Annotated in this window: 25 protein-coding genes and 1 pseudogene; 23 read left to right on the top strand and 3 right to left on the bottom strand. The window is 30.7% G+C overall.

All coding sequences use genetic code 11. The annotated features are described in order from the left end of the window. Positions 1–65: 65 nt before the first annotated feature. Entirely contained in the window at positions 66–680 is a 615-nt protein-coding gene (locus NNC19_RS17495) for a sugar O-acetyltransferase (RefSeq protein WP_310939967.1), read from the top strand. A 173-nt stretch (positions 681–853) separates the two neighbouring features. On the opposite strand, the gene NNC19_RS17490 is transcribed toward NNC19_RS17495, so the two are convergent. After that, positions 854–1747 (bottom strand): LysR family transcriptional regulator, encoded by an 894-nt coding sequence (locus NNC19_RS17490; protein WP_310939966.1) that lies wholly within the window; start codon positions 1745–1747, stop codon positions 854–856. A gap of 246 nt (positions 1748–1993) precedes the next feature. Between NNC19_RS17490 and NNC19_RS17485 the strand changes: the two genes are divergently transcribed. Further along, complete coding sequence (locus NNC19_RS17485; RefSeq protein ID WP_310939965.1) at positions 1994–2857, top strand: MBL fold metallo-hydrolase; 864 nt, start codon at positions 1994–1996, stop codon at positions 2855–2857. Between the two features lie 64 nt (positions 2858–2921). Here the strand turns inward: NNC19_RS17485 and NNC19_RS17480 are convergent, their stop codons facing one another. Next, a complete protein-coding gene (locus NNC19_RS17480; protein WP_310939964.1) occupies positions 2922–3497 on the bottom strand; it encodes a PadR family transcriptional regulator in 576 nt (191 codons plus the stop codon). Between the two features lie 178 nt (positions 3498–3675). Between NNC19_RS17480 and NNC19_RS17475 the strand changes: the two genes are divergently transcribed. The 18 genes from NNC19_RS17475 (at position 3676) to NNC19_RS17390 (ending at position 19151) form a co-directional block, all read left to right on the top strand. Further along, positions 3676–5130 carry an MDR family MFS transporter gene (locus tag NNC19_RS17475; protein ID WP_310939963.1) on the top strand — a complete coding sequence of 485 codons (1455 nt, stop codon included), beginning with the start codon at positions 3676–3678 and terminating at the stop codon, positions 5128–5130. Between the two features lie 246 nt (positions 5131–5376). After that, positions 5377–5781 carry a MerR family transcriptional regulator gene (locus NNC19_RS17470; RefSeq protein WP_310939962.1) on the top strand — a complete coding sequence of 135 codons (405 nt, stop codon included), beginning with the start codon at positions 5377–5379 and terminating at the stop codon, positions 5779–5781. Between the two features lie 119 nt (positions 5782–5900). Continuing rightward, positions 5901–6434: a flavodoxin family protein gene (locus NNC19_RS17465; RefSeq protein ID WP_310939961.1), complete on the top strand. Its 534-nt coding sequence runs from the start codon at positions 5901–5903 to the stop codon at positions 6432–6434. 314 nt (positions 6435–6748) lie between these two features. Then, positions 6749–7120 carry a cupin domain-containing protein gene (locus NNC19_RS17460; protein ID WP_396136451.1) on the top strand — a complete coding sequence of 124 codons (372 nt, stop codon included), beginning with the start codon at positions 6749–6751 and terminating at the stop codon, positions 7118–7120. Between the two features lie 45 nt (positions 7121–7165). Continuing rightward, positions 7166–8338, top strand: coding sequence for an iron-containing alcohol dehydrogenase (locus tag NNC19_RS17455; RefSeq protein ID WP_310939978.1), 1173 nt, complete (start codon positions 7166–7168; stop codon positions 8336–8338). 21 nt (positions 8339–8359) lie between these two features. Further along, on the top strand, positions 8360–8683 hold the full coding sequence (locus NNC19_RS17450; protein WP_310939959.1) for a carboxymuconolactone decarboxylase family protein: 324 nt from the start codon (positions 8360–8362) through the stop codon (positions 8681–8683). 258 nt (positions 8684–8941) lie between these two features. Further along, positions 8942–9343 (top strand): MerR family transcriptional regulator, encoded by a 402-nt coding sequence (locus NNC19_RS17445; RefSeq protein ID WP_310939958.1) that lies wholly within the window; start codon positions 8942–8944, stop codon positions 9341–9343. A 42-nt stretch (positions 9344–9385) separates the two neighbouring features. Continuing rightward, positions 9386–11146, top strand: a complete 1761-nt coding sequence (locus NNC19_RS17440; protein WP_310939957.1) for a 1-deoxy-D-xylulose-5-phosphate synthase — start codon at positions 9386–9388, stop codon at positions 11144–11146. A 43-nt stretch (positions 11147–11189) separates the two neighbouring features. Next, positions 11190–12044: a DUF3737 family protein gene (locus tag NNC19_RS17435; protein WP_310939956.1), complete on the top strand. Its 855-nt coding sequence runs from the start codon at positions 11190–11192 to the stop codon at positions 12042–12044. Then, positions 12034–13197: a MalY/PatB family protein gene (locus NNC19_RS17430; protein ID WP_310939955.1), complete on the top strand. Its 1164-nt coding sequence runs from the start codon at positions 12034–12036 to the stop codon at positions 13195–13197. Before NNC19_RS17435 ends, NNC19_RS17430 begins: the two co-directional genes overlap by 11 nt. A gap of 304 nt (positions 13198–13501) precedes the next feature. Further along, positions 13502–13804, top strand: a complete 303-nt coding sequence (gene ureA / locus NNC19_RS17425; protein WP_310939954.1) for an urease subunit gamma — start codon at positions 13502–13504, stop codon at positions 13802–13804. A 15-nt stretch (positions 13805–13819) separates the two neighbouring features. Continuing rightward, positions 13820–14179 (top strand): urease subunit beta, encoded by a 360-nt coding sequence (gene ureB / locus NNC19_RS17420; RefSeq protein ID WP_310939953.1) that lies wholly within the window; start codon positions 13820–13822, stop codon positions 14177–14179. A 22-nt stretch (positions 14180–14201) separates the two neighbouring features. Beyond that, positions 14202–15923, top strand: a complete 1722-nt coding sequence (gene ureC, locus NNC19_RS17415) for an urease subunit alpha (RefSeq protein WP_310939952.1) — start codon at positions 14202–14204, stop codon at positions 15921–15923. A gap of 14 nt (positions 15924–15937) precedes the next feature. Then, positions 15938–16417 carry an urease accessory protein UreE gene (locus NNC19_RS17410; protein ID WP_310939951.1) on the top strand — a complete coding sequence of 160 codons (480 nt, stop codon included), beginning with the start codon at positions 15938–15940 and terminating at the stop codon, positions 16415–16417. An 8-nt stretch (positions 16418–16425) separates the two neighbouring features. Continuing rightward, the gene (locus NNC19_RS17405; RefSeq protein WP_310939950.1) at positions 16426–17103 is read left to right on the top strand and encodes an urease accessory protein UreF; all 678 of its coding nucleotides are present in this window, start codon (positions 16426–16428) and stop codon (positions 17101–17103) included. 9 nt (positions 17104–17112) lie between these two features. After that, on the top strand, positions 17113–17721 hold the full coding sequence (gene ureG, locus NNC19_RS17400; protein ID WP_310939949.1) for an urease accessory protein UreG: 609 nt from the start codon (positions 17113–17115) through the stop codon (positions 17719–17721). After that, on the top strand, positions 17718–18524 hold the full coding sequence (locus NNC19_RS17395) for an urease accessory protein UreD (RefSeq protein ID WP_310939948.1): 807 nt from the start codon (positions 17718–17720) through the stop codon (positions 18522–18524). Before ureG ends, NNC19_RS17395 begins: the two co-directional genes overlap by 4 nt. A gap of 60 nt (positions 18525–18584) precedes the next feature. After that, positions 18585–19151: an FtsX-like permease family protein gene (locus NNC19_RS17390; protein ID WP_310939947.1), complete on the top strand. Its 567-nt coding sequence runs from the start codon at positions 18585–18587 to the stop codon at positions 19149–19151. A 110-nt stretch (positions 19152–19261) separates the two neighbouring features. On the opposite strand, the gene NNC19_RS17385 is transcribed toward NNC19_RS17390, so the two are convergent. Continuing rightward, positions 19262–19660 carry a MerR family transcriptional regulator gene (locus tag NNC19_RS17385; RefSeq protein WP_310939946.1) on the bottom strand — a complete coding sequence of 133 codons (399 nt, stop codon included), beginning with the start codon at positions 19658–19660 and terminating at the stop codon, positions 19262–19264. 132 nt (positions 19661–19792) lie between these two features. Between NNC19_RS17385 and NNC19_RS17380 the strand changes: the two are divergent. The 3 genes and pseudogenes from NNC19_RS17380 to NNC19_RS17370 all read left to right on the top strand — a co-directional run. After that, positions 19793–20038 (top strand): annotated as a pseudogene (locus tag NNC19_RS17380) (aldo/keto reductase); the annotation flags it as partial. 158 nt (positions 20039–20196) lie between these two features. Continuing rightward, positions 20197–21033: an SDR family oxidoreductase gene (locus NNC19_RS17375; RefSeq protein WP_310939945.1), complete on the top strand. Its 837-nt coding sequence runs from the start codon at positions 20197–20199 to the stop codon at positions 21031–21033. Between the two features lie 27 nt (positions 21034–21060). Beyond that, on the top strand, positions 21061–22038 hold the full coding sequence (locus NNC19_RS17370; RefSeq protein WP_310939944.1) for an aldo/keto reductase: 978 nt from the start codon (positions 21061–21063) through the stop codon (positions 22036–22038). Positions 22039–22330: the final 292 nt, after the last annotated feature.

Genomic DNA, 22330 nt, shown 5'->3' with positions numbered 1-22330 from the left:
AGGGGATAATAAGTTAATGTAAATAGGTAAAAAATAGTTAAGAAATAAGAAAAGGAGTGCAAAATATGAATCATAAACAGAGAATGTTAGCAGGATTACCATATAAGGCTTGGTTAGATGGACTTAGTGAAGAAAGAATGGAAAATAAGTTAAAAATACATGAGTATAATTTACTCGCTCCAAATGAAACTGATAAGATAGAAAAATTGATTAAAGATATATTAGGGAAGACTGGAGAAAAAATTTCTATAGAACAACCATTTCACTGTGATTATGGTAAAAACATTGAAGTTGGTAATAACTTTTATGTTAATTATAATTGCACAATATTAGATGTTGGAAAGGTGATAATAGGTGAAAATGTTATGTTTGCACCTAATGTATCAATTTATACAGCAGGTCATCCAATTCATCCAGAATCAAGAAACTCAGGTTATGAGTATGGAATTGGAGTAACAATTGGAGATAATGTATGGGTTGGGGGAAGTGTTGTAATAAATCCAGGAGTTAAAATAGGTAATAATGTTGTTATTGGTTCTGGAAGCGTTGTAACAAAGGATATTCCAGATAATGTTATAGTAGTTGGGAATCCATGTAAGGTTATTCGTGAGATTACAGAGGCAGATCGTAAATATTATTATAAGAATCAAGAATTTGATGTTGATGATTATAATGATTAGTTATATAGAATGAAATATATTAAAGTTATATTAGAAAATAGATTGAAAAATTGTATTATTCAAAAGTTGAATAATACAATTTTTTTATCAAATATTAATGATATTTAAATAGATAGATTTTGTTTTAACTTAATATATTCATATAATCATTACAAAATTAATTGCAACTAAATTTATTCTGATAAGTTCATAAACCACATTTTTATATAATTTATAAAGTTTTTGGTTGAATGTGATAGATACGAGCCTTTTTTTGTAATCAAATAGACATCCCAAGTGCAAGTAGTATCTTCTAATGGCAAATAAAGAACATTATCAAATTTAATATCTGAATTTATATAATCAACAGTAAAAGAAATACCATAATCCATATGGCATAATTTATACGCAGAACTAATTTCAGATATATCAAAACTAATATTAGGACTAAATCCAAAGTGATTACATTTTTCTACAATAATATTATGTGTTTTAAAATTCTTATTAAACAATATAAAAGTCTCATTTTTTAAATCTTCAAAGGATATGGTATCTTTTTTTGATAGTGGATTTTTAATATTAACAAGCAAGTTAAGGTTATGTTTTTGAAGATGTATATAATCAAATTTATCTGTATTAATTGGACCTAAGGTAAGGCCTAGAATGAAATTTTCTTCAGAAATAGCTTTATCAACTAAAAGATCAGGATATTCAATTATTTTCAATTTTATATTAGGATTAGCTTTTTGGTATTTAAGTAAAAATTCAGGGGATAAAGCATTTATTACTCCATAGGCACATGAAATTACTAATTCTTCTTGTAGTGCATTATTTGAATTTATAAGTTCAGAATGCATACCTTCAACATCACTTAATATATATTCAGCATGTTTTTTTACAATCTCTCCATATTCAGTTAAAATTAAGCCGTTAGTTGTTCGATAAAAAAGTTGAAATTGTAGTTCATCTTCCAAATTTTTAAGTGATTTGCTAAGTCCTTGTGGAGTAATATAAAGTGGTTTAGCTGCTTTCCTTATGCTTTTATCTTTGCAAATTTGTAAAAAAAATTTTAAGTCTTTTATATTCAATATATCATTCCTCTTATAATTATTTAACTAAATATATTTTATACTTGTTTGAAAATATCTTCAAGAATCAACACTAAATTTGTAAACTTTTGGTTTAATGGTGAAAAAAAATAGATTATATCTAGTTAGAAATTAGTAATGTTATAATAAAATTATTGGAAGAATAAGTCTATTTATATATTAATGTTTTTACAAGTTGAAATAAAAATTTTATTAGAGATTTGATAAAGTGAGGTAATAATTAATATGAAAGAAAAATTACAAACAAAAGTATTCATAAGTAGTGATCAATATGATGGATTTGGTGTTTCATCAACTATCATATATGGACCAACTGAAGCGTTATTATTTGATGCACAATTTAGTCGTTCAAATGCACACCGTGTAGTTGCTGAAATTCTAGAAACAGGCCGTAAATTGAAGCTAATATTCATAAGCCATTTTCATCCAGATCATTATTTAGGATTAGGAGTTATAAAAGAGGCATTCCCAGATGCTCGTGTTATAGGATATAAAGAAACAGCTGATGAAGCAAATGATGCATTCAAACACAAAGTTGAGTATTGGGGATCAGAAGTATTAGGCAATAATGGCTGTAAGACAGTAGTAAATATTGAACGTATTAATGAACAATATATTACTATAGATAATGAAAAAGTTGAAATACTTGGATTAATGAGAGGAGATTGTGAGAATTTAGCGGCTTTGTGGATTCCATCTACTAAAACATTAATTGCAGGTGATTTTGTATTTTCTGATGCACATCTATGGATAGCTGATGCTAGAACACCAAAAGAACGTCAAGATTGGTTAGATAGTTTAGATAAATTAGAAAATTTAAAACCTAAATTAGTTATTCCAGGGCATGCTTCAAATAATAAGCCAATTGATCCAAATTGCATAGAATTTTCACGTCGTTATATAAAGAATTTTATAAGAGAACTTAAAGATTCAAATAATTCTGTTGATTTAATTGAAAGAATGAATAAAATATATCCAGATCTTGCAGTACCAATATGCTTAGAAATGAGTGCTAAAATATTGAAAGATAGAATACATTGGGAAGGAGATTGGCCTGTTTCTCTTCGTAATAAAGAAGTTATCATTTAAGTTAAAATAAAAAATGTTCTATAGTGTTAGAATTTCTATAGGACATTTTTTTAATAAGTAATGATTATATAAATGGATTTTCTTCGAAAAGGTCAGTAATATTTTCTTTATCATATAAATTATAAGCCCACCTACACCATTCCATTCCCCATTTTGCGTCACCAATTATTTTATTTAATATAACAAATCTACTAAAGTAGCCTGAGCTAGTTGTAGTAAGTTCTTCAACACATTCCTTTTTTAATTCTTCAAGACTTTGTTGATAACGAAGAAATTTTTCTTTATACATTTCTTCTCTTTCTTTAATTAAACTTTTAGCTTTTTCCTTGTCTAATATGTGCAGACAGTATGTCTTTAGTAGCATTTCATCCTTTGAAACAGGAGCATTAGTATCATCAACAAGCCAAAGTTTTATAGCATCAATTCCTTTTTTAGTTGGAGTATATATTTTTTTATCAGGTTTACCAGATTGATTAACTAATATAAAGTCAACATACCCTTCTTCCTCTAACTTGGCAAGTAAAGGGTATATATGGCTATGTCTAGTATGCCAAAATAAATTCATCTTTAAGTTTAAATCATATCCTGACATGGATTCATTTGCTAAAAATCCTAAAAGACCGTAAGATAACGTGTTCATAAAAAACCTCCTTATATGTACAAATTGACATATTAATTTTTAAGTAGTAATATTTTATATTATATGTCCATTTGGACATATAATCAAATGATATAAGGGACAATCAAAAATATTCATGGCAACTTTGGACTCGTTATTTATTTTCATGTCCCTAAATTAAGAATTGAGGATGATATATTTGAAAATTACACAAGATAAAAAAACAACATTTTGGGCAGTAATGTTCCCCTTATTTTTAGGAGTATTTTTAAGTTCTTTTAATACAAGTGCTATAAATATTGCATTGCCTTCATTTATGGAAACTTTTAATACAAGTTTGGAATCTGTAAAGTGGATATTAACAGGATTTATGCTAGCAACAGGAGTAGCATGTCCATTAGCTGGTTATTTAGGAGAGAGGTTTAGCTGTAAGAAGTTATATCTATTAGCTCTTATAGGATTTACTTTATCATCAATTTTATGTTCTTTTTCATTTAACATTGTTATGCTTGTAACATTTCGTGTTATGCAAGGGATTTTTAGTGGATTAATTATACCTACAACTATGACCATTATATATCAAGTTGTTTCAAGGGAAAAACAGGCATTAGCAGTAAGTTTATGGAGTATGGCATCTATGCTTGCACCTGCACTTGGTCCAACTATAAGTGGTTGGTTAGTTCAATATTATAATTGGAAAGCCATTTTTATGGTTAATGTACCAATAGGTATTATAGCTATTATTTTAGTTATTTATTTTATACCCAAATATAATCTATCTAATGATAGTTCCTTTGATTTTGTAGGACTTTCAGCTGTTGTTGTTTTAAGTTTAACTATGTTAGTTGCTTTTAGTGAAGGCTCTGCATGGGGATGGACATCACCACAAATAATTATTTTACTCACTATTAGCATTATTTCCATGGTAATTTTTATTAGAAGAGAGTTAAAGGTAAGTTCACCAGCTCTTGATATAAGATTATTTAAATATTCAAAATACACCATAAGTATAATAGCAATAAGTATAGTTACAATGGCTTTGTATGCAGGGACTCTATTAACACCACTATATCTACAAAATACACAACATTTGTCAACTTTAGATACAGGACTAATATTATTGCCACCATCACTTGTTATGGCACTTATGATGCCAATTGTAGGAACTTTATATAGTCGTATAGATCCAAGAATTATAATAGGAATAGGTATTTGTTTTATGGCTTTAGGTTCATGGGAAATGTCAAATTTATCATATAATACATCACATTTATATATAATATTTTGGATGACAGTTAGATATATTGGAATTTCATTTTCAACTATGCCTATAACAAACTCAGGAATGTCAATTATACCAAAAGCATTATCAGGACATGCATCATCTATTAATAACTGGATTCGTCAAGTATCGAGTTCTTTGGCTATAGGTGTCTTTAGTTCATTACTTGTAATGCGAACAGCTTTTCATACAAATGAATTAGGTAATGGGGTAGATTTAATTCAAGAAAAAGCATTTACTATGGGGATTAATGATATATATTTAATTTCTACAGTAATAGTTCTTATTGGATTGCCTTTAAGTTTTATGCTTAGAAAAGATAAAGCAGATAAAAAGGTAACTTCAGAAGAAATTGCATCCTTAACAAATTAATATTCTAAATTTAGAAACTCATTGTATAGATATTTTTATATTTGTACAATGAGTTTTTTATTTTAGTGAATTACTTACTTAAAGCTTAAAAATTTGGACAATTTATAGTAGTGAAAGTTTATAGTAGTGAAAGTTTATAGTAGTGAAAGTTTATAAAAAAATATAGATTTATATAGCTTAAAAAAGTATTGACTTGAAGTTAACTTAAAGATTTATACTTTATTTATTATAAAGGAGGTAATGTATATGACTATAAAAGAAGCATCTGAAATAACAGGTATTTCAATAGATAACTTACGATATTATGAAAGAATAGGTCTAATACCAAAAGTTCCTAGAACAGAGTCTGGTATTAGAAATTATGATGAAATGTCAATTCACTGGATTGAGTTTGCCATGAAGTTTAAAAGGGCAGGGGTTTCATTGGAATCTATTCATGAATATATACAACTTGCTATTCAAGGGGAATCAACAAAAGAGGCAAGAAGAGAAATATTACTTGATACAAAAACAGAGTTAGAAAAAAAGATGTATAGCATACAACAAACATTAGATGTTATTAATTATAAAATTGATACTTATGACAAGAAATGTGAACCTATTACAAATGAATTGATAGCTTTATGGAAAGCAAGTAAAGAAGAAAAATAAAAAAATTTCAAAAAGTACTTGACCTTAACTGGACTTAAGGTTTTACAGTTAGTATATGGCTAAAAAGCAAGTACAATTAATCATAAAAATATGATTTTTAATTTGGAGGGAGAATAACGATGAAGGTAACAGTTATTACAGGAAGTCCACATAAGAAGGGAACATCTGCTTTATTGGCAGATAAATTTATTGAAGGAGCTAAAGAAGCAGGACATGATGTATTGCGTCTTGATGCAGCATTTGAAGATGTAAAACCATGTTTAGCATGTGATTATTGTGCAAGTCATGATGGAGAATGTGTACGTAGAGATGCAATGAATACATGGTATGATAAGCTGATAGATTCAGGGATGATAGTATTTGTAACTCCATTATATTATTATACAATGTCAACACAAATAAAAGTAGTTATAGATCGTTTCCATGCAAATAATGCAAAATTAGCAGGAAATAAAAAAGCAATGCTTCTTGCAACATCTTATGGTGCAGATGATTGGACAATGGAAGGATTGGAGAAAACTTATGAATCTATACTTCGTTTTATGAATTGGGAAGATGCAGGAAAATTATTTGCAACTGGATGTCCAGTAAGAGAAATTATTGAACAAAGTAATTTCCCAGTTAAGGCCTATGAATTAGGAAAATCTATATAAATTATAAGTTTATAAAAGAAAAGGAGAGAAAGATATGCTCTAACCATCAGATTTAAAACCTGGTGGTTCTTTTTTTAAAAGCTTAACTTATGGATGATAGAAATAAGAATTTGACAAATGAATAAATTATAAAAATTATAAAAAAGCACTTGACTTGGAGTTAGGTCCAAGTATTAGGATAAAAATATAACATTTTTATGTTGCATGATTAAATAAGTATAAAATTCACAACATAAATGTAGGAAATAGTATAAAACTTGGAGGCGATATTAATGAGAAGTTTAGAAGAAATAAAATCAACTACAGTATTCTCTATGGGAGAAGAAAATAAAATGTTTGAAAAGTATTTTATAGGAAAAAGTTATTTAAACATGCTTACTATGGAAAGAATAGGAATAGGTAATGTAACCTTTGAACCAGGGTGTAGAAATAATTGGCATATTCATCATAAGGGTGGTCAAGTTTTATTATGTACTGCTGGTAGAGGCTATTATCAGGAATGGGGAAAAGAACCACAAGAGTTACATCCAGGAGATGTAGTGAATATTCCACCAGAAGTAAAACACTGGCATGGAGCTGCACCAGACAGTTGGTTTGCACATCTTGCAGTAGAAGTTCCAGCAGAAGGAGCGTCTAATGAGTGGTTAGATCCTGTATCTGATGAGGAATATGGAAAATTAAAATAATAAAAATTATGGATGTGCAAAATAGGCACAGGAATGGAGAAAAGAATGAATTTAGATTTTACTTATGAAAATCCAACAAGAATACATTTTGGGAAAGCATCTTTAGAAAACCTAAAGAATGAACTTAAAAGTTATGGAAACAACGTTATGCTTACTTATGGAAAAGGGGCTATTAAGAAAAATGGACTTTATGATTTAGTTGTATCTATATTAAAGGAAAGTGGTAAAAACATAGTTGAATTATCTGGAGTTATGGCAAATCCAACTTATGAAAAAGTAATGGAAGGATCTAAGCTTGTAAGTGAAAATAATGTAGATTTGATTTTAGCTGTAGGTGGAGGTTCTGTAATTGACTGTGCAAAGGCAATTTCTGTTTCAGCATATTGTGAAGGAGATGCTTGGACACGTTATTGGATAAAATTTGAACCTGTAGATAATAAAATTGTACCAGTTGCATCTATTCTTACATTGGCAGGAACAGGATCTGAAATGAATGGTGGTTCAGTTATTACCAATGATGATATGAAACTTAAAATGGGTAGAGTTTTTCCTTCAAATATGAATCCTAAATTTTCAATATTAAATCCTGAATATACATTTACATTACCTAAATACCAGATGGTTAGTGGAATCTTTGATATGATGTCACATTTGATGGAAGCTTATTTTTCAGGTGAAGATGATGTTACTAGTGATTATTTGATTGAAGGACTTCTACGTTCTATCATTAACAGTGCGAAGGTTGCAGTAGAAAATCCTAATGATTATGAAGCAAGAAGTAATTTAATGTGGAGTTCTACTCTTGCAATGAATCCTATTATGGGATTAAGTAAAACACAAGACTGGGAAGTGCATATGATTGAACATCAACTTGGTGCTTATACTGATTGTGCACATGGTATGGGACTTGCAGCAATTTCTCTTCCATATTACAGATATATATATAAATTTGGTTTAGATAAATTTGTTCGCTTTGCTAAACAAGTATGGGCTGTAGATGAAACAGGAAAGACAAAGGAAGAGATTGCTTTAGCTGGAATTGATGCTATGGAAAACTTTATGAAAGAATGTGGCATAGTAACTAATATCAAGGAACTTGGAGCAACAGAAGAAATGCTTCCACTAATTGCAAATTCAACTGTGCTTTTAGGTGGATATAAAGTATTAACATCAGAAGAAATATTAGAAATTTTAAAAACTGCATATAAAGCAGTATAGTAAAGGAAGAAGGAATATATTATGAAAAAGCAAACAGCAGGTAGAGATGCTCTTGGAGAATTTGCACCAAAATTTGCAGAATTAAACGATGATGTTCTTTTTGGAGAGGTATGGGCAAGAGAAGATAAATTATCATTAAGAGATCGCAGCATTATTACTGTAACTGCACTAATAACAAAGGGAATATTTGATAATTCTCTAAAATATCATATTGCTAATGCCAAGAATAATGGTGTTAGTGCTGAGGAAATATCAGAAATTATAACACACCTTGCATTCTATGTAGGATGGCCAAATGCATGGGCAGCCTTTGGATTAGCTAAAGAAGTATATGATGAAAAATAGACAAAATAAATAATTGAAGAAGTATCTATCATATTGAAAGAAAAGAAATAGAAAGCTAATGGATAATGGTATACAGACCACAAATTAAGAAGAGGAAGTTCTTAAAAAGTGGTCTTTTACTTTATCAATAAGGGTGACAAGGCAATTAAATTTTTTTGAAAATAAGGTATTGACATAAAGTTAACTTTACCATTTATCATAAAGTTGTGGACACATTTAATCATAATTAATATTCACTTAGTGGGAAGGAAGTGTTTTATGAATTATACAATAAGACAAGTTGCAGAAAAAATAGGAGTTACAGTTCCAACTTTGCGTTACTACGATAAGGAAGGACTTTTACCCTTTGTGGATAAGAAACCAAATGGCACTAGAGTTTTTAAGGATGAAGATTTTCAAGGGCTAGCTATAATAACATGTATGAAAAATTCTGGAATGCCTATAAAGGAAATAAAGAGGTATATGGATTTATGCCAATTAGGTGATAGTACATTAAAAGAACGTCTAGAGATTTTTTTTGAAAGAAAAGAGGATGTTCAAAAGCAGCTTGATAAATTAAATAAGGTTATGGAAACCATTGAACATAAGATATGGTACTATGAGACAGCAATTGAAGCAGGCACAGAAGAAATCCATAGAGAAAACAAAGAGCATGAATAAGAAAAAGTATATTCAATAAAATTAATTTTAGGAGGATAAAATATGTATTTAGAAAAAATAAATTCACCAGAAGATGTAAAAAAATTATCAGTAAATGAAATGAAAGATTTAAGTGCAGAAATACGTCAGGTACTACTTAAGAAATTAAGTGAACATGGGGGACATATTGGTCCAAATCTTGGAATTGTAGAATTGACTGTTGCATTACATTATGTATTTAATTCACCAGAGGATAAGATCATTTATGATGTTTCTCATCAAAGTTATATTCACAAAATCCTTACTGGAAGAAAAGAAGCATTTATAAATTCTGAAAAATATGATGAGGTGTCTGGTTATTCTAATCCAGAAGAAAGTAAGCATGACTTTTTTAATATAGGGCATACTTCCACATCCATAAGTCTAGCATGTGGCCTTGCTAAAGCAAGAGACTTAAAAGATGAGAAAGATAATGTTATTGCTATTATTGGAGATGGTTCACTAAGTGGTGGAGAAGCATATGAAGGACTTAATAATGCTGCAGAAGCAGGAACAAATATGATTATTATTGTAAATGATAATGATATGTCTATTGCAGAAAACCATGGTGGCTTATATAAAAATCTTAAGGAACTTAGAGATACAGAAGGTAAAGCTGAATGTAATTTCTTTAAGGCAATGGGATTAGACTACTATTATGTAAAAGATGGACATGATTTTGATGAATTAATAAGTGTACTTAAGAAGGTTAAGGATACAGAACATCCAGTAGTTGTTCATATTCATACAGTTAAAGGAAAAGGCCTGGAATATGCTGAAAAGAATAAGGAACAATGGCACTGGGGAATGCCTTTTGTATTAGAAACAGGAGAATCAAAGTTCTCAATGGGTGATGCAGAAGACTATGGAGACCTTACAGGAAAATATTTATTAGAAGCTATGAAAGAGGATTCAAAGGTGGTTGCTATAACATCAGGAACTCCAGCAGTACTAGGTTTTGGTCCAGAAAGAAGAAAGGAAGCAGGCAGACAATTTGTTGATGTTGGGATTGCAGAAGAACATGCTGTTGCTTTAGCTTCAGGAATTGCAAAAAATGGTGGAAGTCCAGTTTATGGAGTATATAGTACATTCCTTCAAAGGACATATGACCAGCTTTCACAAGATTTATGCATAAACAATAATCCAGCAGTATTACTAGTAAATATGGCATCTGTTTATGGAATGAATGATGTAACACATCTTGGATTATATGATATTGGTATGATGAGCAACATCCCTAATATGGTATATCTTGCTCCAACATGTAAGGAAGAATATTTTGCGATGTTTAAGTGGGGAATGAATCAACAAGATTATCCAGTAGCTATACGTGTTCCAGCAATGGGAGTAATCACAAGTGGAGTAGAAGATAAAACAGATTATTCTAAATTAAATAAATATCAAGTGACAAAGGTAGGAAAAGATGTTGCAGTTATTGCACTGGGAGATTTCTATCAACTTGGGCAGGCAGTTGTTACAAAGCTTTCCAAGGAAAATGGAATTGAGGCTACTCTCATTAATCCAAAGTATATCACAGGTATTGATGAAGAATTACTTGAAAGCTTGAAGAAAGAACATAAACTTGTAATTACCCTTGAAGATGGTATCTTAGATGGTGGTTTTGGAGAAAAAATTGCCAGATACTATGGTCCTTCTGACATGAAGGTATTAAATTATGGAATCAAGAAGGAATTACTAGATCGTTATATTCCAGAGGAACTTATGAAAAAGAATAGAATTACAGATGTTCAAATGGTGGAAGATATCATAAACATCATAAAGTAAAATCTATATAGGGAGAAAGTTTTTTAATGGGAGGATAAATTAAATGGAACTAATAAAACAACAGTTACTTACAGGTGAAAGAGCATTATTTAATAGAAAGGATTTGCAAGTTTCCTATTCAACCTTTGCAGATGGGGAATCTCCATTAAAGGAAAGTGAAAATATAAAAATAGATCATAGTATATTTAAATGGAAATATCCATTATGGTATTGTAAAAATATTGTTGTAGAGGACAGTACATTTTTTGAAATGGCTCGTTCAGGAATTTGGTATACAGAGAATATTTCCATAGCAAACACTATAATTGAAGCACCAAAAAATTTTAGACGTGCAAAGGATATTAAACTAGAGAATGTTAATATGCCAAATGCAGGTGAAACTTTGTGGAATTGTGATGATATTTCTTTAAAAAATGTAACAGCCAAGGGAGATTACTTTGGCATGAATAGTACAAATATTAAGGTTGATGGATTTCAATTAGTAGGAAATTATTCCTTTGATGGAGGGAAAAATATTGAAATTCGTAATGCAAAAATGATATCAAAGGATGCATTCTGGAATTGTGAAAATGTAACAGTTTATGATTCATTTATCTCAGGAGAATACTTAGGATGGAATTCTAAGAATATTACCTTTGTAAATTGTACTATTGAAAGCTTGCAAGGGTTATGCTACATTGACAACCTTGTAATGAAAAACTGCAGATTATTAAACACTACACTAGCCTTTGAGTATTCAACAGTAGATGTACAAGTTAAAAATAGCATTGATAGTGTAATGAATCCAGCTAGTGGAGTAATTCGAGCAGAGGGGATTGGGGACCTGATTATGGATAAAACTAAGATAGATCCTAAGAAAACACAGATTATAACAGAGGCGATAAAGTATGCAGTATAATTTTGGAGAATTAACAGACAGACGTAATACAAATTCTTTAAAGTGGGATATTGATGAAAATGTGCTTCCTATGTGGGTAGCAGATATGGATTTTAAAACAGCACCAGAAATTATAGAAGCAATACAGGAAAAAGTGGCAAAAGGAATATTGGGTTATACCATTGTACCAGATACATGGTATCAGGCCATTAGTAACTGGTGGGAAAGAAGACATAACTTTCAGATAGATAAAGAATGGTTGATTTTTTCCACAGGAGTTGTCCCTACGATATCAAGTGTAGTAAGGAAAATGACATCAATAGGAGAAAATGTATTGATTCAAACTCCTGTATATAATATTTTTTTCAATTCTATTGTGAATAATGGAAGAAATGTTGTGGAAAATAAGTTGCTCTATGATGGAAAAGAATACAGAATTGATTTTAAAGACTTAGAAAATAAACTTTCTAACCCACAAACTACTATGATGATTCTCTGTAACCCTCACAATCCAATAGGAAAGGTATGGGATAAAGAAACATTAGAAAGAATCGGGGAAGTATGCTTTAAACACCATGTGCTTGTTCTTTCAGATGAGATTCATTGTGATTTAACAGATACGCAGCATGAATATATTCCATTTGCATCTGTTTCAGAAATATGTGCAAAAAACAGTATTACCTGTATTGCACCAACAAAAGCATTTAATATAGCAGGTTTACAAACTTCAGCTGTAGTGGTTCCAGATGAAGTCATTAGGCACAAAATAAATAGAGCACTAAATACAGATGAGGTAGCAGAGCCAAATGCAGTAGCTATGGAAGCAACAGTAGCAGCATTTAAGAAAGGAGAATCTTGGCTCAATGAACTTCGAATTTATCTTGAAGAAAATAGAAAAGTTGCAGGAAGATTTATAGAAAATGAATTGCCAGAGTTATATTTAGTGCCAGCTCATGGAACCTATCTTTTGTGGATTGATTGTAGCAAAGTCACAAAGGATACAACTAGTCTATGTGAATTTCTCCTTAGTGAAGTTGGATTATATGTTTCAACTGGAAAATCTTATGGAGAAACAGGAAAAGGCTTTATTAGAATTAATATGGCATGTCCAAGAGAACGTCTAGAAGAGGGACTTAAACGATTAAAAAGAGGAATTGAATTATATAAAAATTAAGAGATTTGTGAAGAGCATTACAAAAAAATGTATCTATATTTAATTAAAATAGTATAAAATAAACAGATAATTAGCCCATGACATTTGTTGTGGGCTAATTAGTTTTTAGAGAACAGTTTAATATATATAATACTTTACTTAAAAAATATTAGTAAAATGTAGGATTATAGTTATTTAATTAAGAGCTATAAATGGTAAAATAGTAAATATAAGTTATAATATAAGAATAATTTATGTATATAAAATTTAAAGATAGATAGAATTGAGAATAAGTAAAATATAATTACAAAGGAGAGTTTAGAATATGAGAATAACACCAAGAGAACAAGAAAAATTAATACTTCATATGGCAGGAAATTTAGCTAAAGAAAGAATGGATAGGGGACTTAAGCTAAATTATCCAGAAGCTGTTGCATATATAAGCGCTGAATTAATGGAACTTGCAAGAGATGGCAAGGATGTTTCTGAACTTATGCATTTAGGAACAAATCTATTAACCAAGGAAGATGTTATGGAAGGTGTTTCGGATATGGTGTCAGAAGTTCAAGTGGAAGCAACATTTAGAGATGGAACAAAGCTTGTAACAGTCCATAATCCAATAAGATAGAAGGGAATAGAATTTATGAAGATAGGTGAAATAATATCGTGTAATGATGAAATTATTCTTAATGAAAATAGAGATACTTGTAAGATAGATGTTTCTAACATAGGTGATAGGCCTATTCAAGTTGGATCTCATTTTCACTTTTTTGAAACGAATAAATTACTTAAATTTGATAGAGAAAAAGCTTATGGATATCATCTAAATATTCCTTCAGGTACATCTATAAGATTTGAACCAGGAGAGACAAAAGAAGTGGAGCTTGTTTCTATGGGAGGTAATAAAAGAATATTTGGATTGAATGATTTAACATGTGGTCAAGCAACAGAAGCAACAATAAAAAAAGCATTAGAAAATGCTAAACTTAAAGGAATCTTATAAATAGAGGAGTGTTAAGAGAATTATGAGCTTTAAAATATCAGGTGATAAATATGCTATGATGTATGGTCCAACAAAAGGAGATAAAGTAAGATTAGCAGATACAGATTTAATTATAGAAGTTGAAAAAGATTTTACTACCTATGGTGATGAAGTTAAATTTGGTGGTGGAAAGACAATACGTGATGGTATGGGGCAATCAGCGCTTACAACAAGTGAAGATGGTGATTTAGATTTAGTTATTACTAATGCTCTTATAGTTGATTACACAGGAATAATCAAAGCTGATATTGGTATAAAAAATGGAAAAATATCAGGCATTGGGAAGGCAGGAAATCCAGATATAATGGATGGGGTTACTCCAGGCATGATAATAGGAGCATCAACAGAAGCTTTAGCTGGAGAAAATCTTATAGTTACAGCAGGGGGAATTGATACACATATTCATTTTATCAGTCCACAACAGATTAATTGCGCATTATATAGTGGAGTGACAACAATGATTGGTGGAGGAACTGGTCCAGCAGATGGAACAAATGCTACTACCTGTACTCCAGGTCCTTGGAATTTGAAGATGATGCTAAAGGCAGCAGAAGAATATCCTATGAATTTAGGATTCTTAGGGAAGGGAAATTGTTCAAGTGAAAAGCCTCTTTTAGAACAAGTTAAAGCTGGTGCGATGGGGCTTAAAATTCATGAAGATTGGGGCTCAACTCCTGCAGTTATAAATCATTGTTTAAATGTTGCAGATGAATGTGATGTACAGGTTGCAATTCATACAGATACTTTAAATGAAGGTGGATGTGTAGAAGATACTATAGATGCCATTGCAGGACGCACAATTCACACTTATCATACAGAAGGAGCAGGTGGAGGTCATGCACCAGATATTATAAAGGTAGCAGCTTTTCATAATATTCTTCCTTCATCAACGAATCCAACTATGCCATTTACAGTTAATACTTTAGATGAACATTTAGATATGCTTATGGTATGTCATCACTTAGATAATAAGATTCCTGAAGATGTAGCTTTTGCAGATTCAAGAATAAGACCAGAAACAATAGCAGCAGAGGATGTACTTCATGATATGGGAGTATTTAGTATGATGAGTTCAGATTCACAAGCTATGGGTAGAGTTGGAGAAGTTATAACTAGAACTTGGCAAACAGCACATAAAATGAAACTTCAAAGAGGAGAACTTGAAGAAGATAAGGGAAGTGGAAATGATAATTATCGTGTTAAAAGATATATTTCAAAATATACAATCAATCCATCTATAACTCATGGAATATCAGATTATGTAGGTTCAGTTGAAACAGGAAAATATGCTGATTTAGTTCTATGGAGTCCAGCTTTCTTTGGAATAAAGCCAGATATAATTATTAAGGGAGGAATGATTATTGCAGCTAAAATGGGAGATGCAAATGCATCAATTCCAACAACACAGCCAATAATCTATCAACCTATGTTTGCAGCTCATGGGAGTGCAAGGTATGAATCATGTTTAACATTTGTGTCAAAGATGGCTTATAAAGATGGGATAAAAGATAAATTACAATTAAAGAAACAAGTTCTACCAGTGAAAAACTGTAGAAAAATAGGGAAAAAGCAAATGCTTTTTAATGATAAGACACCTAACATCACAGTAGATCCAGAAACCTATGAAGTTTGTGCAGATGGTGAGCTATTAACAGCTGAGCCAGCAAAAGAATTACCACTTACACAGCTTTATAACTTGTTTTAGAAAGGCGAAATAATATGTTGTGTGAAAAAGTATTAGGAAATTTAAAAGAAGATAGATTTAGAAATTTAAGAATAGATTATGTTGATTTTGAGTGGCATGAAACATATAAAAAGCTTCATAGAAAGAGAACACATTCAGGAGTTGAAGTTGGTATTAGATTTGATAATGATATCTTGCTTAATGGCGTTAAACAAGATGATGTTATATATGTAGATGAAAATACAGTCGTTGCAGCTAATATACTTCCATGTGAATCAATTGTTATTGATATAGATAAAAATCATGAACATATGATAGCAAAAGTATGTTATGAAATAGGAAATAAGCATGCTTCTTTATTTAGAGGAGAAAATTATTTGCAATTTATAACTCCATATAATGAACCAACAAAAGTTTTGCTTGAAAAACTTCATGGTGTAAAAGTTCAAGTTAAAGAAGTGAAGTTTGACTTTATGAAATCTGTTTCATCTACAGTTAATAATCACACACACTAGGAGGAAGTATGGATAAATTTATGCTTCTTCAAATCAATGATACACTTTTCCCTATTGGAGGGTATTCTCATTCTTATGGGCTTGAAACATATATAGAAAAAGGTCTGGTTCATGATGAAAAGAGTGTGGAAAATTATATAATCAGTAAAATTTCAAATAGTTTTTTATATAGTGAACTTTTATGTGCAAAACTTGCTTATAAATATGCTGAAGGTAATAATATAGAGAAACTTATAGAACTAGAAGAGATAATGGAGGCTAGCAGAGTTCCAAATGAAATAAAGTCTGCTAACAAGAAATTAGGTTCAAGATTCAAAAAAACTATATTAGCAATGGATATAAAATTTAATAATCATATATTTGAGGAATATGTTGAAAAGGTAAAAAATCCATCATATTCATGTATTTATGGAGTATTTTGTGTTTCATATAATATAGAATTTAAAGAAGCCTTGGAAACTTATTTATATTCACAAACATCTTCTATGATTACCACCTGTGTGAAAAGTGTTCCATTAAGTCAGATGACAGGGCAAAAAATAATGTATAGATGTCATAATATTTTTAGAGATATATTAAATAAAGTTGAGAATTTAGATGAAGATATGCTGTGTGCATCATGTCCAGCCTTTGATATAAGAAGCATGCAGCATGAAAATTTATATTGCAGAATTTACATGTCATAGGAGGGGAAAATGTATACAAAAATAGGAGTTGCAGGGCCAGTTGGATCAGGAAAAACAGCTTTAATAGAAGCATTAACAAGAAAACTTTCTAAAGAGTATTCAATAGGAGTAATTACAAATGATATTTATACAAAGGAGGATGCTGAATTTCTATCTAAAAACAGTGTTCTTCCAAAGGAGCGGATTATAGGAGTTGAAACGGGTGGATGTCCACATACTGCTATAAGAGAAGATGCATCTATGAATCTTGAAGCAGTAGATGAACTTATAGAAAGATTCCCAGATATTGAACTTATGTTTATTGAAAGTGGTGGAGATAACCTGTCAGCAACCTTTAGCCCTGAGCTGGTTGAAGTAACCATATTTGTAATAGATGTTGCAGAGGGAGATAAAATTCCAAGAAAAGGTGGACCAGGAATTACACGTTCAGATCTTCTTATTATAAATAAAATTGATTTAGCAGAAATGGTTGGAGCTGACCTTGGAGTAATGGATAGAGATTCTAAAAAGATGCGTGGGGAAAAGCCATTTATTTTTACTAACATTAGAAATGGTGAAGGTGTAGAGGAAATTATTCAATGGATTAAGAAAAATGCATTATTTGAGGATATAAAATGAGTGTAAATAAATTTGGAAAAACTTCTAAAGTAGTTTTAGAGGTAGCTAGAAAGGATAATGCAAATTATTTAAAAGATGTATATTTTACAGCTCCATTTAAAATAATGAAACCTTTTATAAAACCTGATGGAGGTTTAAAGGTAATGATTCTTACTGCATCAGCAGGTATTATGGAGGGAGATACTCAAGAGATAGAGATTAAGGTGAATAGGGAGAGTTCATTAGAATATACATCACAAGCTTATGAAAAAATTCACAAAATGAAAGCAGGAGAAGCTATAAGGAAAACTACAATTATTGTAGAAGAAAAAGCAGAAATGAAATATAGACCACTGCCAACAATACCTTTTGCAGATTCAGCTTTTAGAAGTGAAACTAATATTTATCTTAAAGATGAAACTTCAAAATTTTCTATGATAGAAATACTAACTTCAGGAAGGGTTGCAACTGGAGAAAGCTTTAAATATAGATATTATATTTCAAAGACAAGTATAAGAATAGGTGAAAAATTGATTTATCGTGATAATTCTGTGTTTAACCCTGAAATATTTGGTTTAAAAGATATAGGAATGTTTGAGGGCTACACACATTTAGGAAACTTAATATTGTGCAATTATAATATTGGTGATGAAAAGATTAAAAATATAAGAGAATATATTGATAATGAAGCAGATATCTGTGTTGGAGCTACAAGGTTTTCTAAGTATGGAATATCAATAAAAATATTAGGAAGTCAATCACAAAAGATCTTGGAACTTTGTAACTATATAATAGCAAATTATATAGAAAGAGAACCCATATGATTTGTAAAAATACAAATGTGATATAATAAGGGAATGTTTGTATAAAGGAGTGGTGGAGTTATGAAGATTAATACATTTAAACAGTTATTTTTAGATTCAATGGTTAGTTTAAAACGTAATATTACACTAACTATAAGTTCAATTATCACTATATCTGCAACTCTTTTTATTTTTGGATTATTCATAATGTATTTACAGTCAGTTGATAAAAATATTACTAATGAAGGCTTGGCTAGAGCCTTTAGATATCTTAAGGTGGCAGTAGTTTTTTTCTTAACACCTATTTCATGTATTTTAATTGTAAATGAACTTAAAATGGTTGTATTTTCAAGAAAGAGTGAAATAAGTATAATGAAATCTATTGGAGCTACAAATTGGTTCATCATATGGTCATTTGTTATGCAAGGAATAGTTATGGGAATTATAGGAGCTTTCATAGGTAACTTATCTCTATTTTTGTTATATGGATTTACTAGTGATAAAATAATGGATTGGATATCAGTATTAAAACTTGAAAGAGCAGATATTATAATAAATTCAATGCTTATTCCATTTATAATAGCTGGTATATTTATTGGAGCAGTAGGAAGTATGTTAGCTTTGAGAAAAACACTTAGAAATGCATGAGTTATACATAAATAAAAAATGTAGGATAGACAATTAAAAAGTCTATCCTATTTTTTATTGTAACTTATGGAGCATAATTATGAATTTACTTGAGTTTATGAAGAATAGAATTAGTCATCTACAGAAATTAAATTGCTAACATAAGGAGTTTTTCCTGAGGTTACATCATTATAAAAGCCTTGTTTCCAATCAATATAAGCAACAGCTTGGTTTAATTTTTCAATGGAAGCTAGAAGTTCTTCTTTTTTTGAGTCAAGAATTACTTTGCGATCAGGGATTGAGCTTTGACCTTCTAAGCAAAGGCCCAAGTAAACTTTCATTTCTTGGATACCCATACCACAATTTTTCAAGCAGCTAAGGCTGTTAATCCAGGCGACATTTCTATCATTAAAGATACGATGACCATTCTTATTTCTTTTTATATCTGGAACCAATCCTTCATTACAGTAATATTTTAATTTTTCGTAGGTCATACCTGTCTTTTCGCAGGTTTCCTTCATTGTGTACATATTATCTTCTCCATTCGTATAATTACAAATTTATGAATAAAAAAACTTGACCGGTAGCTACTACCGAGTCTTATAGTTGTAGTATATCAAATTAGAAATCTTTATTCAATTATTAGTCAGGAGGTAAGAGCCATGGAATATGTAACATTAAATAATGAAGTTAAAATGCCAGTTTTAGGATATGGTGTATATCAGGTGACAAAAGAAGAATGTGAGAGATGTGTATTAGATGCATTAAAGGTTGGTTATAGGTCATTGGATACAGCTCAAAGCTATTTTAATGAGAAGCAAGTTGGCAGTGCAATTAAGAAAAGTGGGATACCAAGAGAAGAGATTTTTCTTACAACTAAAGTATGGATTGAGCATTATGGATATGAATAAAATTTCAGCTCTGGACCAGGAGAAAAGTACATTTTTCTCTCATTAAGACCCTGCAATGGTGGAATGGTTTGTAGAAATGGTAGAAGAGAGAAAAAAGCAGGCATAATATTTTTTTTGAGGCTGAAAATACATTTAGGAAGGAGAAGGAACAAGTTATGAGGAAAAAAGATGTAATGATTTTAACAGGGGCAGGTCAGATTGGTATGGCTATTGCAAGAAGAATGGGATATGGTAAGAAGATTGTTATGGGAGATAAAAATATAAACAATGCCAATATTATTATGGAAATTATGAATAATGCAGGATTTGATGTAGAACCAGTAGAGATGGATATTTCATCTAGAGAGTCTATACTGAAACTCATTGCAAAAGCACAAGAATTTGGTGATATCAAGATGTTTGTAAATGCAGCAGGGGTATCTCCAAGTCAGGCATCAATGGAAACAATTTTAAAAGTTGATTTATATGGAACAGCTATACTTTTGGAGGAAGTAGGTAAGGTAATTGCAGAAGGTGGTGTTGGAGTGACTATTTCAAGTCAATCTGGACACAGGATGGCACAGCTTTCTCCAGAGGCAGATGAACAGCTAGCAATTACCCCAACAGAAGAACTATTAAGTCTGGAAATTCTACGACCAGAAAATATAAGGGATACACTTCATGCGTACCAAATGGCAAAACGTTGTAATGAAAAACGTGTTATTGGAGAGTCTGTAAGATGGGGAGAAAAAGGTGCAAGAATTAATTCTATCTCTCCAGGAATTATTGTAACACCACTTGCGATTGATGAATTCAATGGACCAAGAGGAGATTTCTATAAGAACATGTTTGCAAAATGTCCAGCAGGACGCCCTGGAACTGCTGATGAAGTAGCTAATGTGGCAGAACTTTTAATGAGTGACAAAGGCGCATTTATTACTGGAGCAGATTTTTTAATTGATGGAGGGGCTACAGCGTCCTACTTCTATGGACCATTGAAACCAGAGGTATAGGAGTTATTAAATGGAGGTGAGTAAATAATGGAAAAAAGAATATTAGGTAAAGAATTATTGGTGTCAGCAGTTGGGTATGGCTGCATGGGTCTTAGTCATGCTAGTGGAGCACCAACAGAAAGAAAAGAAGCGGTAAAAATTCTTCGTGAAGCATACGATATTGGTTATACATTCTTTGATACAGCAGAATGTTACACAGGAGAATATCCAGATGGAACAATCTCTTATAATGAAGAATTGGTTGGTGAAGCTTTTCGTGATAGGAGAGATAAAGTTGTCATTGCATCAAAATATGGTGTAAAGCATGGAGGAGATCATTTAATCCTTGATAGTAGTAAAGAAACAATTCGTAAATCAGTAGAAGGAAGTCTTAAGAAATTACAAACTGATGTTATTGATCTGTATTATCAGCATCGCATAGACCCCAAGGTATCGCCAGAGGAAGTAGCAGAAGTAATGAAAGAATTAATTAAGGAAGGTAAGATTCGTTACTGGGGAATTTCAGAGACAAATGAAGAGTACTTGAGACGTGCTCATGCAGTGTGTCCAGTGACTGCTATTGAGAATCGCTATTCTATGATGGCAAGATGGCATGAGAATCTATTTTCAGTAGTTGAAGAACTTCAAATTGGATATGTAGCATTTTCACCAATGGCGAATGGATTTTTAAGTGGAAAGTACAATGAAAATAGTTCTTTTGATAAAAAGTCTGATTTTCGTGCCCATATGCCACAGTATACAGGAGAAGGCATAAAGCAGAATCAAGAATTACTTGAATTATTATATCATATGGCAAAAGAAAAACAGGCAACTTCTGCACAGATTTCTATGGCATGGATAATGTGTAAAAAGCCTTGGATTGTACCAATACCAGGGTCAAGAAAATTAGATCGTATGAAGGAAAATGCAGGTGCCGCAGATATTAAATTAACAGAAGCAGAAATTAAGGAATTAGATGAGATCCTTGAAAAAATACCAATGTCAAAAGTGTTTGGAGGACATTGATATGTAAAATAGAGTATTTACAATTACTTTCTGAATGATGAAAAGGTTACAAATTAAGTAGAGAAATGATGTCTATAATTATTTTTATTAACATGATACCCTATCACTATAGAAATTAAATAGTGAAGGGTATTTTTTATTCTGTATGAAATTATAATTTATTTATTTTTTTATATGCTATTTTCTAAAGTCATTAGAAATATATTGAATAGTTACTATTTATGCTTTATTGTAAAACTATGTATAATTATATATAATTTATAATATATGTATATAAATTCATAAGTATAAT

This window comes from Clostridium sp. SHJSY1 (assembly GCF_031626875.1).
Classification (GTDB): domain Bacteria; phylum Bacillota; class Clostridia; order Clostridiales; family Clostridiaceae; genus Clostridium.
The sequence above is the reverse complement of the archived record's forward strand: the minus strand, read 5'-3'. Positions and strand labels throughout refer to the sequence as shown.

Bases quoted from the DNA above. Each gene is read 5' to 3' on its own strand.
- NNC19_RS17495 (WP_310939967.1), top strand. From the start codon at position 66: ATGAATCATAAACAGAGAATGTTAGCAGGATTACCATATAAGGCTTGG.
- NNC19_RS17485 (WP_310939965.1), top strand. From the start codon at position 1,994: ATGAAAGAAAAATTACAAACAAAAGTATTCATAAGTAGTGATCAATAT.
- NNC19_RS17480 (WP_310939964.1), bottom strand. From the start codon at position 3,497: ATGAACACGTTATCTTACGGTCTTTTAGGATTTTTAGCAAATGAATCC.
- NNC19_RS17470 (WP_310939962.1), top strand. From the start codon at position 5,377: ATGACTATAAAAGAAGCATCTGAAATAACAGGTATTTCAATAGATAAC.
- NNC19_RS17465 (WP_310939961.1), top strand. From the start codon at position 5,901: ATGAAGGTAACAGTTATTACAGGAAGTCCACATAAGAAGGGAACATCT.
- NNC19_RS17460 (WP_396136451.1), top strand. From the start codon at position 6,749: ATGGGAGAAGAAAATAAAATGTTTGAAAAGTATTTTATAGGAAAAAGT.
- NNC19_RS17455 (WP_310939978.1), top strand. From the start codon at position 7,166: ATGAATTTAGATTTTACTTATGAAAATCCAACAAGAATACATTTTGGG.
- NNC19_RS17450 (WP_310939959.1), top strand. From the start codon at position 8,360: ATGAAAAAGCAAACAGCAGGTAGAGATGCTCTTGGAGAATTTGCACCA.
- NNC19_RS17445 (WP_310939958.1), top strand. From the start codon at position 8,942: ATGAATTATACAATAAGACAAGTTGCAGAAAAAATAGGAGTTACAGTT.
- NNC19_RS17440 (WP_310939957.1), top strand. From the start codon at position 9,386: ATGTATTTAGAAAAAATAAATTCACCAGAAGATGTAAAAAAATTATCA.
- NNC19_RS17435 (WP_310939956.1), top strand. From the start codon at position 11,190: ATGGAACTAATAAAACAACAGTTACTTACAGGTGAAAGAGCATTATTT.
- NNC19_RS17430 (WP_310939955.1), top strand. From the start codon at position 12,034: ATGCAGTATAATTTTGGAGAATTAACAGACAGACGTAATACAAATTCT.
- ureA (WP_310939954.1), top strand. From the start codon at position 13,502: ATGAGAATAACACCAAGAGAACAAGAAAAATTAATACTTCATATGGCA.
- ureB (WP_310939953.1), top strand. From the start codon at position 13,820: ATGAAGATAGGTGAAATAATATCGTGTAATGATGAAATTATTCTTAAT.
- ureC (WP_310939952.1), top strand. From the start codon at position 14,202: ATGAGCTTTAAAATATCAGGTGATAAATATGCTATGATGTATGGTCCA.
- NNC19_RS17410 (WP_310939951.1), top strand. From the start codon at position 15,938: ATGTTGTGTGAAAAAGTATTAGGAAATTTAAAAGAAGATAGATTTAGA.
- NNC19_RS17405 (WP_310939950.1), top strand. From the start codon at position 16,426: ATGGATAAATTTATGCTTCTTCAAATCAATGATACACTTTTCCCTATT.
- ureG (WP_310939949.1), top strand. From the start codon at position 17,113: ATGTATACAAAAATAGGAGTTGCAGGGCCAGTTGGATCAGGAAAAACA.
- NNC19_RS17395 (WP_310939948.1), top strand. From the start codon at position 17,718: ATGAGTGTAAATAAATTTGGAAAAACTTCTAAAGTAGTTTTAGAGGTA.
- NNC19_RS17390 (WP_310939947.1), top strand. From the start codon at position 18,585: ATGAAGATTAATACATTTAAACAGTTATTTTTAGATTCAATGGTTAGT.
- NNC19_RS17385 (WP_310939946.1), bottom strand. From the start codon at position 19,660: ATGTACACAATGAAGGAAACCTGCGAAAAGACAGGTATGACCTACGAA.
- NNC19_RS17375 (WP_310939945.1), top strand. From the start codon at position 20,197: ATGAGGAAAAAAGATGTAATGATTTTAACAGGGGCAGGTCAGATTGGT.
- NNC19_RS17370 (WP_310939944.1), top strand. From the start codon at position 21,061: ATGGAAAAAAGAATATTAGGTAAAGAATTATTGGTGTCAGCAGTTGGG.